The following is a 13,829-nucleotide window of genomic DNA, read 5'->3' on the forward strand; positions in this document are numbered from 1 at the left end:
CCGCGGGGTCGCGCATGCCGGCAACGACCGCACATCATCCGATATTAGTTAGTTATGCTAAACAAACCGCTCGTCGGCGTGATCGCCGACACGACCGAATTCGGTGCCCACCCGGCGCACGTCGCAGGCCACAAATATGTCATGGCCGTGGTGGACGGCGCGCAGGCGCTCACGGTCATCGTGCCTGCACTCGGAGCACGGCAATCGAGCGCGGACATGCTGGCGGCGCTCGATGGCCTCGTCTTCACCGGCAGTGCGTCGAACGTCGAGCCCGATCGTTACGGCGGCGAGCCGAGCGAGCCGGGCACGCTGCACGACCGTGCGCGCGACGCAACGGCGCTGCCGCTCATGCGCGCCGCGATCGACGCGGGCATGCCCGTGCTTGCCATCTGCCGCGGATGCCAAGAGATGAACGTCGTCTACGGCGGCACGTTGCATCAACGCGTGCATGAAGTCGACGGCCTCACCGATCACCGCGAGCGTCACGCCGATCCGCTCGACGTGCAATACGGCCCCGCCCATGAGGTTCGTCTCGTCGAAAACGGCTTGCTGCACACACTGAACGGCGGCTGCGCGCAGGCTCGCGTGAACTCGCTGCATACGCAAGGGATCGCCGCGCTCGCACCGGATCTCATCGTCGAGGCCATCGCCCCCGACGGCCTGATCGAAGCCATCCGCCCCGCCGGTGCGCGCACGTTCGCGCTAGGCGTGCAGTGGCACCCCGAATGGAGGCATGCGCACGATCCGCTTTCGCGCGCCATCTTTCGCGCCTTCGGCGAGGCATGCCGTGCGCGGCTAGCCGCGCGCGGCTCATAGCGTTTCCGAAGCGCGCGGCCGACGCGCACATCACAACGAACCGAGAAAAGCCATGCAAGTCATCGACGAGTTTCTTCGCAAACATCACATCACGGAAATCGAGGCGATCATCCCCGATATGGCCGGCATCGCGCGCGGCAAGATCATTCCGCGCAGCAAGTTCGAAGCGGGCGAAGCGATGCGCCTGCCGCAAGCGGTCATGATCCAGACCGTCACCGGCGAATATCCCGACGACGGCAGTCTCACCGGCATCACCGACCCCGACATGCTCTGCGTGCCCGATCCCTCGACGATCCGGCTGATCCCATGGGCAGTCGATCCCACGGCCCAAGTGATCCACGACTGCGTGAAGTTCGACGGCACGCCGGTGGCGATTTCCCCACGAAGGGTGTTGCGCCGCGTGCTCGAGTTGTACGAGGCCAAGGGTTGGAAGCCTGTCGTTGCGCCCGAACTCGAGTTCTATCTGGTCGAAGTCAACAAGGACCCCGACTTGCCGTTGCGCCCGCCCGTGGGCCGCACGGGCCGTGCGGAAACGGGCCGGCAAGCCTACTCCATCGAGGCCGTCAACGAGTTCGACCCATTGTTCGAAGACATCTACGAATACTGCGACCTTCAAGAGCTCGAGGTGGACACCTTGATTCACGAGGTGGGCGCAGCGCAGATGGAGATCAACTTTTTGCACGGCGACCCGCTCAATCTGGCCGACCGCGTCTTTCTATTCAAGCGCACGGTGCGCGAAGCGGCATTGCGTCATCACATGTACGCCACATTCATGGCCAAGCCGATGGAAGGGGAACCGGGCTCCGCCATGCACGTGCACCAAAGCTTGGTCGATGCGGAAACGGGCCGAAATTTATTTACGGGCAGCGAGGGCGAGCCCACCGAACTGTTCTATCAATACATCGCGGGCCTGCAAAAATATACGCCCGCACTCATGCCTATTTTCGCGCCGTACATCAATTCGTATCGCCGCCTATCGCGCTTCATGGCCGCCCCGATCAACGTCCAATGGGGCTACGACAACCGCACCGTGGGCTTTCGCATACCGCATTCTTCGCCCGCCGCACGCCGCATCGAGAATCGCATCCCAGGCGTCGACTGCAATCCCTATCTGGCGATTGCCGGCACGTTGGCCGCGGGCTATCTCGGCCTCACGCAACGCCTGGTGCCGACCGAGCCGCTTGCAAACGACGGCTACCGCATGCCCTACCAATTGCCGCGCAATTTGGAGGAAGGCCTGACGCTGATGGGCGCTTCCGAACCGCTCGCCTCGATTCTCGGCGAAACCTTCGTGAAAGCGTTTCTCGCGCTGAAGGAAACGGAATACGACGCATTTTTCCGCGTGATCAGTTCTTGGGAGCGCCGGCACTTGCTGCTGCACGTTTGAAGCACTCGACGCATCGCAACCGAATGGAGCCAACCCGATGAATTCCGAATTCGACATCTTCGATCGGCCCGATCTCGCACCCGATGGGCAAGCGCGCCCCGAGCCGAGCACGGCCCACTACCGCGCGCTCGATGCCGCGCACCATCTGCATCCGTTCTCCGATATGGGTGCGCTCAATCGTGCAGGTAGCCGCGTGATAGTCAAAGCCGACGGCGTCTATTTGTGGGATTCGGACGGCAATCGCATCATCGACGGCATGGCAGGGCTATGGTGCGTCAACGTCGGGTACGGCCGCAAAGAACTCGCCGAGGCCGGCTACCGCCAATTGTCGACGCTGCCCTACTACAACACCTTCTTCAAGACCACGCATCCGCCCATCATCGAACTCTGCGCATTGCTGGCCGAACTCGCGCCCGCGCCGTTCAATCATTTCTTCTATTGCAGCAGCGGCTCGGAAGGCAACGACACCGCGCTGCGCATCGTCTATCGATACTGGGCGACGCAAGGCCAACCGTCGAAGAAATACGTGATCTCGCGCAAGAACGGCTATCACGGATCGACGATCGCGGGCGCCACGCTCGGCGGCATGGCGTACATGCATGAACAGATGCCGTCGAAAGTCGAGCACGTCGTTCACATCGATCAGCCCTACTTTTTTGGGGAAGCGAGCGCCGACACGACGCCCGAGGCATTCGGCCTGGCTCGCGCGCGGCAACTGGAAGCGAAGATCCTCGAATTGGGCGCCGACAACGTCGCTGCGTTCATCGGCGAGCCGTTTCAAGGCGCGGGCGGCGTCATCTTCCCACCCGCCGTTTATTGGCCTGAAATCGAGCGCATTTGTCGCAAATACGACGTATTGCTCATTGCGGACGAAGTGATCGGCGGGTTCGGGCGCACCGGCGAGTGGTTTGCCCATCAGCACTTTGGTTTCAACCCCGATCTGCTCACGCTCGCCAAGGGCCTCACGAGCGGATATGTCCCGATGGGCGCGGTCGCGCTCCATGATCGCATCGCTCGCCCCATCATCGAGAACGGCGAGTTCAATCACGGGCTGACGTACTCGGGGCACCCGGTGGCAGCGGCAGTCGCCGTGGCCAACCTCACGCTCTTGCGCGACGAGCGGATCGTCGAGCGCGTCAAAGCCGACACGGGCCCCTACTTTCAAGCTTGCCTGCGGCAAGCGTTCGAAGACCATCCTATCGTCGGAGAAGTCGCAGGCGTGGGCCTCGTCGCCGGCATTCAACTCGCGCAAGCACCGCGAACACGGACGCGCTTCGCGAACGGCGGCGAGATCGCCTCGCTCTGCCGCGACTTCTGCTTCGACGGCAACCTCATCATGCGCGCCTCGGGCGACCGCATGTTGCTCTCGCCTCCGCTCGTCATCACGCGCGCGCAAATCGACGAAATCGTGGAGAAGGCGAAATGCGCGATCGATGCGACGGCAAAGCGAATCGGCTCCTGAGGCGGGCTCGTGCTTCGCAGCCTACGAATCACCGCTTACGGCCCGAGCCCCGCGTCGAGCCGACGCGCCAACTCGCGCAAGCCGTCGGAAATCGCCACGGGGTACGGCTCGTTGCGGTCCAGCGCGCGCTGCGCCGGCGTCAGCGCCCGCAGCCCTCGCTGCGCGTGCTGGCGCGCCGCTTCAAGCGTCACCGGCGGCCCGCAGCGCCTTCCGCCGCGCATGACGGGCTCGAGCAGCGGCTCGCCGTCGCGCCGTTCGCGCTCGAGCGTAACGAGGTCGCCCGCCATGACGCCGTTCGCTCCGTACACGCGGTACACGGCCTTGCGTCCCGGCCACGTCGCCTTTCCTTCCGAACGCTTGCGCCGCGGCTCGTTCGCGTACTCGACGAGCTTGTACGCGCAGTCGAGATATGGCGCATCGGCCGACGTGTTCATGCGCGTGCCCACTCCGAAGCCGTCGATCGGCGCCTGCTCGTCCATCAATTGACGCAGCCGGTACTCGTCGAGGTTGCCGCTCGCGAAGATCGTGACGCCGGCGAGGCCGCCCGCATCGAGGATGCGCCGCACGCGTCGCGCGTGTTCGCCCAAATCGCCGCTATCGAGCCGCACGGCTTGAATCGAGATGCCGTCCTTTGCCAGACGCGGCGCGAGCGCGACGACTTTGCGCGCCGCGTGTTCCGTGTCGTACGTGTCGATGAGCAGCGTCGCGTTCGTTGGCTGAGACCGTGCGAACTGCTCCAACGCATAGGCTTCGTCGTCGTGCGCCTGCACATACGAATGCGCCATCGTCCCATAGACGGGAATGCCGAACGCGAGTCCGGCGCTCAGCGTTGCCGTGCCGCCAAAACCGGCTAGGAAGCTTGCACGCGCCGAAAGCCAGGCGGCTTCCGCGCCGTGGGCGCGGCGCAGCCCGAAATCGACGAGCAGCTTTTCGGGCGCCGCGAGCACGCAGCGCGCGGCCTTGCTTGCGATCAAGGTTTCGAAATGCGCAAGATTCATGAGGCGGCTTTCGACGAGCTGCGCTTCACGCATCGGCGCGGTAATGCGTAAAAACGGCTCGTCGGGAAAGAACACCGTGCCCTCGCGCATCGCGTCGACGTCGCCCGTGAAGCGCAGGTGCTCCAGCGATCTGAGAAAGGGTGTGGAGAACCGCCCGGTGCGCGACAACGACGACAACTCTTCGGCGCTGAAACGAAGTTGCTCGAGGTAGTCGACGACTTGCTCGAGCCCGGCCGCCAGCAGAAAGTTGCGCCCCGTGGGAAGCGCACGCACGAACAACTCGAACGATGCGGTGTCGTTCATGCAGGCGTCGAAATACGCCTGGAGCATCGTCAATTCATACAGATCGGTGAGAAGCGCGCTACCGAGCGATAGCTTCATGGCGTTCCTCTCCCGTTCGGGTCATCGCATCACATGATGCCCGACTCCCGCCTAGCGCTGAGCGCGGTCGCTAACGTATGCGCACGATTCCCGGTGCGACGCGGCGGCAATGTTCCGATCAATGTCTGCCGCCGTCATCCTTCGAACCGCTTCCCCAGGCCGTGAACCGACGCGAATCAACCCGGTTTGCCGTCGATCCGGGGAGAGGTCAAGAAAGGCGCGTAGCGGACCAGATAGACGAGAAACGCCGCGCACCAAGCGCCGCCGGCGATATCGATCCACATGTCGGTCGCGCCGGGGAACATCAGCGGACCGAACACGCGTGCGAGCGCGGCGACGATCATCAGCCAGTAGCAGGCGATTTCGAACGGACCGGCAACCAGCACACGCCCTGTATGGCCGAGCGCGGTGCGGGTGATCATCGCCATGATCGCGCCGCCCATCGCCCCAACCGTCAACGCGTGAATCGCGAGCGAATGCGGAATCAAGCCGAGCGCAGAGCAAGCGAGCAGCGCAAAACCCACCGGAATCCAGAGACACGCCAAGTGCAGCACCCACAGAATCGGGCGCGCCCCGACCCGCCATGAGCGCCACCCCGCCATGCGCACCAGATGAATGATCGCCGTTGCGGCGGCGCAGGCGGCGACGAGCGGCCCCGGTGCGCCGGCCGCATCCGCAATCAGAGCGATCAGGGGCATGGGAGTCGCCCAGGCGTCGATGAACTTCCAACGTTTGATGGTCAAGCCTTTGATCGCGTTGGTCGTGAACATCGGCACGACACGGCCCGTGATGACGGCGATGAACATGATGACGAGGCCCGTCGTTGCATAGGCCGCGCGCAAAGCCAGATCGACGCGGCCCTGCCATGCGTACCAATGAAACAGCGCATTGAGCACGCCCAACAACGCCAGCGCGACAGGCAAGAACATGTTGCGCCGATTCTTAGCCGCGATCAGCACGCGCAAAAGCACGAGGGCCGCAATCGGCAGGAACGCCACGTCGACGACGGCGGCAACGGGCTCGGGGCCGGTCCAAACCAGCACGCGCCCCGCCGCCCAAAGCAACCAGAGCGCGCCTAGCGACGCGCCGGTGGGCGTCGGCCGCGAAGTCCAGGCGCGCACGGCCGTCAGCAAGAACCCGACGACGATCGCCGCCGCGAACCCGAACAGCATCTCGTGCACGTGCCAGAGCACGCCCGACAATTGCGCCGTCTGCCCCGCCCCGCCGTGACCGCGCAGCGTCGATAACCAAAGCGCGATGCCCACGAAACCGAATGCGGCCCCGGCTAGATAAAAAGGACGGAACCCGAGGCGCAAGACCGGCAGCCCCGGTGCCTGCTCGGTTGCGCCGCGCTCGAGCGGCTCATTGATCTTCATTGTCATGCCGTTTCCCCTTGAGCGGCATATCGCCGCCCGAGGCATTCATATTAGGCGTTCGTTTCGTCCGCCGAATGCGCGATTTGCGAAGCCGATCGCGCCTGCTCCCGCGTCCGTGCGGGATTCCGATGCCCCATCCATATACATCACATGGTGATACAAATACGGCAAGCATAGCGCGTTGGTAGCCGTTTGGTGGGTCACTGCGACAATTTGCTCGTCAGCAGGATCCCGCCGTCGCTCTATCGTGTAGCTGAAACCAGTCATCGGCCAAGGGAGGAAGACATGCTCAGTCCACACGAATTCGCCGCGCTCCTGCTGATCGGAGGCAAACGCGACTTGGACGGCGTCGATCGAGACGACTTGGCTTCGCTCGTCGAGCGCCAACTCGTCGCGCTGGACAAATTGGTTACGGGCCCGCAGTTGCGACTGACCGAACGCGGCGCGAGCGTAGTCAGGGCGGTGACGAGACGCCCGCATTAAGTCCCGCGAGCCGGCCGGCGATGACGGCGGTGGGTAGCGAAGTGCGGTAGTATCCGCACCGAAGCGCGCAGCGAGCGTCGCGCGGCGGCGCTGGCCGGCAGGCCGGCCGCGTGCGCCGCTCGCTCGCAGCCCGTCCACCCATTCGATGTCCCACCGTTCGTCCACCGTGTCACAGTCCCGTTCTTCCTCTGTTCCAAGTTTCGACGAATATTGTGCGCAGAAGGCCGCGCCCGCCGGTTCGAGCGCCTACTATGCTCTGCGCCAGGCGCCGCTCGCGCGGCAGCCGTTGTTGACCGCCCTGTTCGCGCTGCGCCGGGAGTTGGAAGAAACGGCGAAGGACACGACCGATCCGACCGTCGGACGGACGAAGTTGGCGTGGTGGCAAAAGGAAACGGCCGCGCTGGCCGGCGGACAACCCTCACACCCGGTCTCCCAAGCGCTCGCTGCCCACTGCGACGATATCGAAGCGCAAGCGCCGATGCTGCGCGCACTCGTCGCCGGCTTCGAGATGGATTTGGACCAAGCGCGCTACCTCGATTTCGCCAATCTGACGCGTTACGTCGAACGCGTCGGCGGCGCATTCGCGAGCGGCATCGCTCGCGTCACGGCACGCGAGCCGGAGCGCACTCGGGAATGGGCGCCCGCGCTCGGCAACGCGCTCATGCTCGCGCAGTTCGTGCAAGAGCTCGGCAACGACGCGCGCCACGGGCGCATCTACCTGCCGATCGACGAATTGCAGCGCTACGGCGTGACAGCGGCCGAACTAATCAACCGCAAGTACACGCCGGCCTTCACGGAACTCATGCGTTTTCAAACGAATCGCGCGCGCGATTCGCTGCATGCGGCGCTTGCCGGCGTACCGCCGGCCGAGCGCCCCACGCAGCGCACGCTCAAAGCGCAAGCGGCCCTGTCGCTCGCGCTGCTCGAGGAGATCGAGCGCGACCGGTTTCAAGTGCTTCACCAACGGATTGCACTCACGCCGATCCGAAAACTGTGGATCGCTTGGCGCGCGGCCCGCAAGCGCTGACATGCCGCAGATTCACGTCGGCCCGCGTGAGAACAGCTGGGCAATCCGGCCTCGCGGGCCAACGGTTTAAGGGCCTAAGGCCGTATGTGCCGTACGTGTCTAATGGACACTAACGGGAGAGCTCGCCGCGACGATGCAAGTCGAACATAGCAAACGGGTTGTTGCCGCGCTCGAAGGCGCGTGGGCCAGCGCTTACCGCTTGTAGAGTTCGCGCACTGCGTCTTCGATATGCTGCCGCAACAAGCGCCGTTCGTCGGCAGTCATGTGGCCGTCGCGTTGGTGATCGCTGAAATCGCCCGGTGCGGAAGCGGTGTGCACGATCGATGCGGAGGCGCCCGGCGGCGCCGGATTCGCGAGCGGCGCGCGCTGCGGCGGCAGGTAACGACGATGCGCCGGATGGGCTGCTGCCCGCTCGCGCAGCGGCCCTTGTGCCTGTGCTTCGGCTGTGATGGTCAGACTGGCGACAGCGCCGGCGATGGCGACCGCGGCGACCCGCGCACGCAAGCGCGGCAACGCGCGTCCCACCGTCATCTTGTTCCCTTCGTCATGCGGCAACCGGCTACCTCGAATTACGTGTGCAGATGCCCGATCGATGTCGAGCGCGAGCGAAAGATGTTATGGGATGAAGTATCCACCGAACAGCCGCTATTCGTGAAGCAGTTTAAGTGGACGCCGTTTACGCGGCGCATCAACACGGGTAAATTTTGTAACTGTCTGTAACCCTACAATTTCACGTTTCGCGCCCTGCTTTCCAATCGCGCTAAGATGCCGCCCATGGAAACTAAAAACCCTTCGAAGATTCTCGTCGTCGACGACGACCCCCGCTTGCGCGATCTGCTGCGCCGTTACCTAGGCGAGCAAGGCTTCAACGTCTACGTTGCGGAGAACGCGCCCGCGATGAACAAGCTCTGGGTGCGCGAGCGGTTCGACCTGCTCGTGCTCGATCTCATGCTGCCCGGCGAAGACGGCCTGTCGATTTGCCGCAGGCTGCGCGGCAGCAACGATCGCACGCCGATCATCATGCTGACGGCCAAGGGTGAGGACGTCGATCGCATCGTCGGCCTCGAGATGGGCGCCGACGACTACCTGCCCAAGCCTTTCAACCCGCGGGAACTCGTCGCGCGCATTCACGCGGTGCTGCGGCGCCAGTCGCCGTCGGAATTACCCGGCGCGCCTTCGGAGACCGCCGAGGTATTCGAATTCGGCGATTTCGCGCTGAACCTGGCCACGCGCACGCTGACCAAGTCGGGCCAAGAGATCCCGCTCACGACGGGCGAGTTCTCCGTGCTGAAAGTATTCGCGCGCCATCCGCGCCAGCCGCTCTCGCGCGAAAAGCTGATGGAGCTTGCGCGCGGGCGCGAATACGAGGTCTTCGACCGCAGCCTCGACGTGCAGATCTCACGTCTGCGCAAGTTGATCGAGGTCGATCCCAGCAGTCCCCGCTTCATTCAAACCGTCTGGGGCCTCGGCTACGTCTTCATTCCCGACGGCGCGGCGTGACCTTCGCTCTGTCGCCTAGCGCACCGGAATAATCCCCATGCGCATCGACCGGCGGTTTCTCGCCCACGCGTTCGGGGGCTTGTTTTGGCGCACGTTTCTTTTGATCGCGCTGTTGATCGCGGTCAGCCTCGCCGCGTGGTTTCAAAGCTTCCGCGTGATCGAGCGCGAGCCGCGGGCGCAGCGCGTGGCGCTGCAGCTCGTGGCTGTCGTCAAGCTCACGCGCACGGCCCTGCTGTACTCCGATCCTGACTTGCGCCGCGCGCTGCTCCAGGACTTGGAAAGCAACGAAGGCGTGCGGGTCTATCCACGCGAATCCACGGACAAGTTCAAGCTGCAGCCCGACGAGTCGCTGAACCGACTCATCGAGCACGACATCCGCGGCCGGCTCGGGGACGATACCGTCATCGCGCAGTCGGTCAACGACATACCCGGCGTGTGGATCAGCTTCAAGATCGACGACGACGACTACTGGGTCGCGCTCGATCGCGATCAGCTCGATAGCGTCACCGGGTTGCAGTGGGCCGGCTGGGGCGTGTTCGCGCTCGCGCTATCCTTGTTCGGCGCCGCCTTCATCACGAGCCTCGTGAACCGGCCGTTTGCGCGCTTGGCGGCCGCCGCCCGCAAAGTCGGCCTGGGTCACACGCCGGAGCCGCTGCCCGAGCGCGGCCTGGGCGTGGCGGCGGAGACCAATCGCAGCTTCAACCAAATGGTGCGCGACCTAGAGCAACTCGAGGCCGACCGTGCGCTGATGCTCGCGGGCATCTCGCACGATCTGCGCACCCCGCTCGCGCGCTTGCGGCTCGAAACGGAAATGAGTCCGTCCGATCAAACGACGAAAGACGCGATGATCGACGACATCGAGCAGATGGACTCGATCATCGGGCGCTTCCTCGACTACGCGCGGCCGCCGCAACACTTCTCGCGTGCGGTCGATCTCTCCGTGATCGCGGGCGAAATGGCCGCGCGCATGGCGAGCGAGGACGGCGTGCGCCTGATTTCGCGGCTAGCCGACGAAGCCGTCATCGAAGCCGACGAAACCGATCTGCGGCGCGTGGTCGGCAATTTGCTGGAAAACGCCAAGAAGTACGGTGTGAGCGAAGGCGACGGCATTCCGCACATCATGCTGGAAACCCGCGTTTCGCATTCGCGCGTAGAGTTGAGCGTGCTGGACGAAGGACCCGGCATTCCCGAGGACCAAATCGGGCTCGTCACGCGTCCGTTCTATCGCGTCGATTCGGCGCGCACCCAGGCAAACGGAACCGGCCTAGGCATGGCCATCGTGCAGCGCCTCGTGAGCCGTCACCGCGGCACGCTCAAGCTGCGCAACCGCGCACCGGGTCCGGGGCTCGAAGTTACGATCGAGTTCCCCCTCGCAAAGAGCGCGTGAGGCGCGAAAACGGCGGCGGCGCGCGCAGGCTATCGCCCCAGTTGGAAAATTCTATCCCGTTCGTTAGTTAAATTCTATTGCTTATTGAATTCAATAGGAATACAGTAGGGCTGTGTAACGCATTCGTTACAGCGAGCAGGTACTTTTGAACAACGCTTTTCTTCCCAACCAGACACAGGAGTCACCGCATGAAAACCGTCGGCGATAAACTCGAAGCGTTCACCGTCACCGCAGCAAAGCCGGGCTTCAACCACCACGAAGAAAACGGTCAATCGGCATTCGAAGAAATCACCGAACAGTCGTTCCCCGGCAAGTGGAAGATCATCTATTTCTATCCGAAGGATTTCACGTTCGTTTGCCCGACTGAAATCGTCGAATTCGCCAAGCTGCAAAAGGATTTCGAAGAGCGTGACGCCGTGCTGCTCGGCGGCAGCGTGGACAACGAGTTCGTCAAGCTCGCATGGCGCCGCGAGCACAAGGACCTCGACAAGCTGAACCACTATGCGTTCGGCGACGTCAAGGGCGAGCTCATCGATCAGTTGGGCGTGCGCGACAAGGAAGCCGGCGTGGCCCTGCGCGCAACGTTCATCGTCGATCCGGACAACACCATTCAGCACGTTTCGGTCAACAACCTGAACGTGGGCCGCAACACGCAAGAAATCCTGCGTATCCTGGACGGCCTGCAAACGGACGAGCTGTGCCCGTGCAACCGCTCGGTCGGCGGCGCGACGCTGTAAGCGCACCCTGGCGCGAAGCCCGCTATGGTCTCTCGAAGCCGGCGGGCTTTTTTATCGACGCAGCGATAGGAGAAAACAATGGAATTCTTGAATTCAATTAAGGAACTCATCCCCGACTACGCGAAGGATATTCGCCTGAACCTGGACGGTACGATCGCGCGTTCGTCGCTGGAAGGCAATGACGCGGTGGGCGTGGCGCTGGCCGCCGCATTCGCTGCCAAGAGCCGCACGATCGTCGAGGCGATCCGCGCGTCGGGCGTGCTCTCGGCCGAGGAATTGAACGGCGCGCTGACGGCGGCTGCGTTGATGGGGATGAACAACGTCTGGTATCCGTTCGTCGAGATGGCAGACGACGCCGATCTGAAGACCCAACGCGCCGAGCTGCGGATGGGCGCCTACGCCTCGCATGGCGGCGTCGACAAGCGTCGTTTCGAAATGTATGCGCTGGCCGCATCGATCGTGGGCAAGTGCCATTTCTGCATCCAGTCGCACTTCGCGCTGCTCAAGAACGAGCAAGGAATGTCGGTGCAGCAGCTGCGCGACGTGGGTCGTATCGCTGCTGTGGTCAACGCCGCCGCGCAAGTGATCGCCGCGGAAGGGAAGTAACGGGACCAGACTCGATTCGCCGGGGCCGTGCGCGGGCCTATTGCGCATACCGTTGCGCATACCGTGCAAGAGCCCTTGCACGGGTCCCCGCGCGAGCCGCGGCGCGGCCCCACCGTGCCCCCGCCTGACCCAAGGGGGCTCTGCATGAGCTGCCGCTTGCCCCCTATGCGTCTCCCTACGCTTCTTGTGCCGCGCCGCTGAGCAATACGACGGCCTGCGCCTCGATCCCTTCCCCCCGGCCCAAATACCCGAGCTTTTCATTGGTCTTGGCTTTGACGTTCACGCAGGCGAGAGGCAGTGCGAGGTCCTGCGACAGGTTGGCGCGCATGGCCTCGATATGCGGCGCGAGCTTCGGCGTCTGAGCAACGACGGTGCTGTCCACGTTCACGATCGCAAAACCTGCCTGCTTGATGCGCGCCGCGCATTCTCGCAGCAGCACGCGGCTGTTCGCGCCGGCGAAACGCGTGTCCGTATCGGGGAAATGACGACCGATATCGCCCAGCCCCGCGGCGCCGAACAGCGCGTCGGTCACGGCATGCAGCAGCACGTCCGCATCCGAGTGCCCAAGCAAACCGCGTTCGTAGGGAACGGTCACGCCGCCGATAATGAGCGGCCGCCCGGGCACCAACGCATGCACGTCGTAGCCCTGTCCGATTCTGAGATTCATGTTCACGTCCTATGGGTTGCCAATTGCCGCCGCGATATCGACGGCGATCGTGATTGCGGCCGAGGGATGGTTCGTTCCTGGCACGTGCCGGCAAACGGCGGCGTTATCGCCCGCCTTGCGGCCGATCCTGCGTCAAGATGGCCTCGGCGAGCGCGAAGTCTTCCGGATACGTAACCTTGAAGTTGCGCAAGCTGCCCTGCACGAGGCGGGGCGCATGCCCCAACCATTCGACTGCGCTCGCCTCGTCGGTCAAATCGTGGCCGTCGCGCTCGGCCCGCGCGATTGCCTCGCGCAACATGCCGATGCGGAACATCTGCGGCGTCTGCGCCTGCCATAGGCCATTGCGCGACTCGGTGCGTGCGATGCGATCGCCGCGATCGATGTCGACGCGCTTGAGCGTATCGGCCACGGGCAGCGCCATGATTCCCCCCACCGGGTCGTTCGCGAGCGCGGCGATCAGCGAGCGGATGAGCGCAGGCGTGATGCCCGGCCGCGCCGCGTCGTGCACGAGCACCCAGTCGTCGTCGCGTGCACCCAACGTTGCCAGCGCGTCGAGCCCGTTCTTCACGGATGCTTGTCTGGATGCCCCGCCGCACCGCCGCGCGACAAAGCGCGACGGTGCGAAGCGGGCTTCGTCGAAATGCGTGTCATCGGGCGAAATGACGACGAGCGTTTGCGAAAGTTCGTCGCAGGCGTCGAACGCGGCGAGCGTGAAATACAACAGTTCGCGCCCGGCCACGGTGCGGTATTGCTTGGGCATCGGCGCGCCGGAGCGGCTGCCGGTGCCCGCGCAAGGAATCAATGCGAAAAAGCGGGAAGTCACGAAATCGGGCGGGCCGCGCAGGCGGCCGATCAAAAATAGACAACGGATTTTATAATAGGCGTTTTGCGCCGGGCGCCTTATCGATCGACGGTCGTGCGCCCGGCACTCGAAAGCCCCTCTTCGCACGCGCCTCACGGCGTCGCAGCGGGGCTTCGCCACGCTCACACGCAAGGCCGCTC

The 13,829-nt window shown here is 64.0% G+C and carries 14 protein-coding genes; 9 read left to right on the plus strand and 5 right to left on the minus strand.

Translation table 11 applies throughout. The features are described 5' to 3' along the window. The first annotated feature begins 54 nt into the window (after positions 1-54). Genes QQS38_RS00780 through QQS38_RS00790 form a run of 3 tightly spaced genes read left to right on the plus strand, consistent with a single transcriptional unit; the run spans position 55 to position 3,665 of the window. Complete coding sequence (locus tag QQS38_RS00780; protein ID WP_479643472.1) at positions 55-816, plus strand: gamma-glutamyl-gamma-aminobutyrate hydrolase family protein; 762 nt, start codon at positions 55-57, stop codon at positions 814-816. Positions 817-868: 52 nt separating this feature from the next. Then, positions 869-2,203 (plus strand): glutamine synthetase family protein, encoded by a 1,335-nt coding sequence (locus QQS38_RS00785; protein ID WP_479643473.1) that lies wholly within the window; start codon positions 869-871, stop codon positions 2,201-2,203. A gap of 37 nt (positions 2,204-2,240) precedes the next feature. Continuing rightward, complete coding sequence (locus tag QQS38_RS00790) at positions 2,241-3,665, plus strand: aspartate aminotransferase family protein (RefSeq protein WP_479643474.1); 1,425 nt, start codon at positions 2,241-2,243, stop codon at positions 3,663-3,665. 35 nt (positions 3,666-3,700) lie between these two features. Here the strand turns inward: QQS38_RS00790 and QQS38_RS00795 are convergent, their stop codons facing one another. Both QQS38_RS00795 and QQS38_RS00800 read right to left on the minus strand, forming a co-directional pair. Further along, entirely contained in the window at positions 3,701-5,044 is a 1,344-nt protein-coding gene (locus tag QQS38_RS00795) for a nicotinate phosphoribosyltransferase (RefSeq protein WP_479643475.1), read from the minus strand. Between the two features lie 176 nt (positions 5,045-5,220). After that, the gene (locus tag QQS38_RS00800; protein ID WP_479644069.1) at positions 5,221-6,420 is read right to left on the minus strand and encodes an NnrS family protein; all 1,200 of its coding nucleotides are present in this window, start codon (positions 6,418-6,420) and stop codon (positions 5,221-5,223) included. Between the two features lie 285 nt (positions 6,421-6,705). Between QQS38_RS00800 and QQS38_RS00805 the strand changes: the two genes are divergently transcribed. Together QQS38_RS00805 and hpnD are read left to right on the plus strand one after the other, a co-directional pair. Continuing rightward, complete coding sequence (locus QQS38_RS00805) at positions 6,706-6,903, plus strand: hypothetical protein (RefSeq protein WP_479643476.1); 198 nt, start codon at positions 6,706-6,708, stop codon at positions 6,901-6,903. A gap of 145 nt (positions 6,904-7,048) precedes the next feature. Beyond that, positions 7,049-7,930: a presqualene diphosphate synthase HpnD gene (hpnD, locus tag QQS38_RS00810; protein ID WP_479643477.1), complete on the plus strand. Its 882-nt coding sequence runs from the start codon at positions 7,049-7,051 to the stop codon at positions 7,928-7,930. A 192-nt stretch (positions 7,931-8,122) separates the two neighbouring features. Here the strand turns inward: hpnD and QQS38_RS00815 are convergent, their stop codons facing one another. Continuing rightward, positions 8,123-8,461: a hypothetical protein gene (locus QQS38_RS00815; protein WP_479643478.1), complete on the minus strand. Its 339-nt coding sequence runs from the start codon at positions 8,459-8,461 to the stop codon at positions 8,123-8,125. Positions 8,462-8,695: 234 nt separating this feature from the next. Here QQS38_RS00815 and ompR point away from each other — a divergent pair, with 234 nt between their 5' ends. From ompR to QQS38_RS00835, 4 genes are all read left to right on the plus strand, one after another. Then, on the plus strand, positions 8,696-9,430 hold the full coding sequence (ompR, locus tag QQS38_RS00820) for an osmolarity response regulator transcription factor OmpR (protein WP_414719320.1): 735 nt from the start codon (positions 8,696-8,698) through the stop codon (positions 9,428-9,430). 37 nt (positions 9,431-9,467) lie between these two features. Next, a complete protein-coding gene (locus QQS38_RS00825; protein WP_479643479.1) occupies positions 9,468-10,817 on the plus strand; it encodes an ATP-binding protein in 1,350 nt (449 codons plus the stop codon). Between the two features lie 188 nt (positions 10,818-11,005). Further along, positions 11,006-11,554, plus strand: a complete 549-nt coding sequence (locus tag QQS38_RS00830) for a peroxiredoxin (RefSeq protein WP_479643480.1) — start codon at positions 11,006-11,008, stop codon at positions 11,552-11,554. Positions 11,555-11,632: 78 nt separating this feature from the next. After that, positions 11,633-12,160 carry a carboxymuconolactone decarboxylase family protein gene (locus tag QQS38_RS00835; RefSeq protein WP_479643481.1) on the plus strand — a complete coding sequence of 176 codons (528 nt, stop codon included), beginning with the start codon at positions 11,633-11,635 and terminating at the stop codon, positions 12,158-12,160. 175 nt (positions 12,161-12,335) lie between these two features. Here the strand turns inward: QQS38_RS00835 and ispF are convergent, their stop codons facing one another. Together ispF and ispD are read right to left on the minus strand one after the other, a co-directional pair. Continuing rightward, the gene (gene ispF, locus QQS38_RS00840) at positions 12,336-12,827 is read right to left on the minus strand and encodes a 2-C-methyl-D-erythritol 2,4-cyclodiphosphate synthase (RefSeq protein ID WP_479643482.1); all 492 of its coding nucleotides are present in this window, start codon (positions 12,825-12,827) and stop codon (positions 12,336-12,338) included. 103 nt (positions 12,828-12,930) lie between these two features. After that, on the minus strand, positions 12,931-13,650 hold the full coding sequence (gene ispD / locus QQS38_RS00845; protein ID WP_479643483.1) for a 2-C-methyl-D-erythritol 4-phosphate cytidylyltransferase: 720 nt from the start codon (positions 13,648-13,650) through the stop codon (positions 12,931-12,933). Positions 13,651-13,829 lie beyond the last annotated feature (179 nt).

The organism is Trinickia sp. Z7, from assembly GCF_056498045.1.